A 979-nucleotide genomic window follows, 5' to 3' on the forward strand; every position below is an offset into this window, starting at 1 on the left:
TTCTTCTCTCTCATCCAGACTATACTGTCGGCCCCGGAATCTCACCGGATCATGCATCAGAAAAATAATCATGCCGTTCTTCTTCGCTCGCGGGCTTTACCGCCGGTAGGGACTTGCACCCTGCCCTGAAAAGATGTTTTACAACATAGACATTATAACGCTTTATATGTCCTATTTCAATATATTTTTAGTTAAAATGCCTAAAAATATACATTTATCATCGAATGTACAAAAGCATTTCTCAGATTGCACTGCACTTTCTACAAATCTGCCACGCAGGCTTTCAATACCTTGCCAATGCTGTCATGGATCAGCAGGTTGGCCTCATGATCGTATGGTGTCTCACTCTTATTGATCAGTACCAGCTTATTGCCATGGTAGTAATTAATAAAACCGGCTGCCGGATAAACATTCAGTGATGTACCGCCGATAATCAGCACATCCGCTTCCGCAATGGCCCGCACACTCTTGCTGATGGTGGTATCATCCAGACCTTCTTCATAGAGCACAACATCCGGTTTCACCATACCGCCGCACTTCTCACATCTCGGCACACCCTCGGAAGCCGTCACATAATCCAGATCATAGAACTGACCGCACTTCATACAGTAATTCTTCATAATGGTGCCATGGAGCTCATAGACTTTCTCTGAACCGGCTTTCTGATGCAGTCCGTCAATGTTCTGTGTAACAACTGCTTTCAGCTTACCGATCTTCTCCAGTTTCGCCAGTGCCTTATGGGCTTCATTAGGTTCTGCCTCTCTGTAAACCATGGTTGACTTGTAAAAATCATAGAAAATCTCCGGCTTTCTCATAAAAAATGTATGAGAAAGAATCTGTTCCGGTGAACAGCCGTATTTGTGAACGGTATTATAGATACCTGTCTCACTTCTGAAATCCGGAATACCGCTTTCTGTAGATACCCCTGCACCACCGAAAAATACAATATTATCCGATGCCTCAATCATTGCTTTTAACT

At 43.6% G+C, this 979-nt stretch carries 1 protein-coding gene and 1 riboswitch; the gene reads right to left on the bottom strand.

Annotation, left to right across the window (positions count from 1 at the left end):
- A riboswitch (FMN riboswitch) is annotated at positions 1 to 137 on the bottom strand.
- 123 nt (positions 138 to 260) lie between these two features.
- A partial coding sequence (locus WMO25_RS18345) for an NAD-dependent protein deacylase (RefSeq protein ID WP_349086683.1) occupies positions 261 to 979 on the bottom strand: 719 nt, incomplete at its 5' end.

Origin of the sequence: Coprococcus intestinihominis (genome assembly GCF_040096555.1) — a bacterium.
Taxonomy (GTDB): Bacteria; Bacillota; Clostridia; order Lachnospirales; family Lachnospiraceae; genus Coprococcus_A; species Coprococcus_A intestinihominis.